Below are 1147 nucleotides of genomic sequence, written 5' to 3' on the forward strand. Positions count from 1 at the left end.
TACCCTGTAAAGTCTAGTGACGATGGCGAAGAGGTCACACCCGTTCCCATGCCGAACACGGAAGTTAAGCTCTTCAGCGCCGATGGTAGTTGGGGGATCTCCCCCTGCAAGAGTAGGACGTCGCTGGACTTATATAGTGGAGGATTAGCTCAGCTGGGAGAGCATCTGCCTTACAAGCAGAGGGTCGGCGGTTCGAGCCCGTCATCCTCCACCATATTTTTTAACCCGCAAGGGTACATATAATGCCGGCCTAGCTCAATTGGTAGAGCAACTGACTTGTAATCAGTAGGTTGGGGGTTCAAGTCCTCTGGCCGGCACCAGCTTTTCTTACATGAAAAGAGCCATTAGCTCAGTTGGTAGAGCATCTGACTTTTAATCAGAGGGTCGAAGGTTCGAGTCCTTCATGGCTCACCAGTTATTTGCGGGTGTGGCGGAATTGGCAGACGCGCTAGACTTAGGATCTAGTGTCTTACGACGTGGGGGTTCAAGTCCCTTCACCCGCACCAATTGCGGAAGTAGTTCAGTGGTAGAACATCACCTTGCCAAGGTGGGGGTCGCGGGTTCGAATCCCGTCTTCCGCTCCATTAACTTAATATATTTGCGCCCGTAGCTCAATTGGATAGAGCGTCTGACTACGGATCAGAAGGTTAGGGATTCGACTTCTCTCGGGCGCACCATTACTTTTACTATTTTCTTTTTTTAAAACGGGAAGTAGCTCAGCTTGGTAGAGCACTTGGTTTGGGACCAAGGGGTCGCAGGTTCAAATCCTGTCTTCCCGACCATCTATCTTCTATTTATAACAAAGGGGCCTTAGCTCAGCTGGGAGAGCGCCTGCCTTGCACGCAGGAGGTCAGCGGTTCGATCCCGCTAGGCTCCACCAAAACTTTTTCAAAAAAGTCGTTGACACTGACAAACACATCATGGTATGATAGTTTGGTCGCTGAAAATGACGGTGAAAGAAAAATTGCTCTTTGAAAACTGAACGAAACGCCATGTAAGTAGTTGTTTCTACGGAAGCAAATTGTTTTAAAAGCTAGATTAAGCTTTCTATCGGAGAGTTTGATCCTGGCTCAGGACGAACGCTGGCGGCGTGCCTAATACATGCAAGTCGAGCGAAGAGATGGGAGCTTGCTCCCTGATCTTAGCG

General features: G+C 49.3%; 8 tRNA genes and 2 rRNA genes. All 10 read left to right on the forward strand.

The features are described 5' to 3' along the window. The first annotated feature begins 12 nt into the window (after positions 1 to 12). Positions 13 to 129, forward strand: a 5S ribosomal RNA gene (gene rrf / locus PQ578_RS22315). A gap of 9 nt (positions 130 to 138) precedes the next feature. After that, positions 139 to 214: transfer RNA gene (locus PQ578_RS22320), tRNA-Val, on the forward strand. Positions 215 to 244: 30 nt separating this feature from the next. Continuing rightward, positions 245 to 320 (forward strand) — tRNA-Thr (locus tag PQ578_RS22325). Between the two features lie 18 nt (positions 321 to 338). Beyond that, a tRNA-Lys gene (locus tag PQ578_RS22330) sits at positions 339 to 414 on the forward strand. Between the two features lie 7 nt (positions 415 to 421). After that, a tRNA-Leu gene (locus PQ578_RS22335) sits at positions 422 to 506 on the forward strand. 3 nt (positions 507 to 509) lie between these two features. Then, positions 510 to 584 (forward strand) — tRNA-Gly (locus PQ578_RS22340). A gap of 16 nt (positions 585 to 600) precedes the next feature. Further along, positions 601 to 677, forward strand: a tRNA-Arg gene (locus PQ578_RS22345). A 28-nt stretch (positions 678 to 705) separates the two neighbouring features. Continuing rightward, a tRNA-Pro gene (locus tag PQ578_RS22350) sits at positions 706 to 782 on the forward strand. 22 nt (positions 783 to 804) lie between these two features. Beyond that, positions 805 to 880 (forward strand) — tRNA-Ala (locus tag PQ578_RS22355). A 167-nt stretch (positions 881 to 1047) separates the two neighbouring features. Continuing rightward, a 16S ribosomal RNA gene (locus tag PQ578_RS22360) occupies positions 1048 to 1147 on the forward strand; the annotation flags it as partial.

This window comes from Guptibacillus sedimenti (genome assembly GCF_028610665.1).
In the GTDB taxonomy this organism is placed as follows: domain Bacteria; phylum Bacillota; class Bacilli; order Bacillales; family Guptibacillaceae; genus Guptibacillus; species Guptibacillus sedimenti.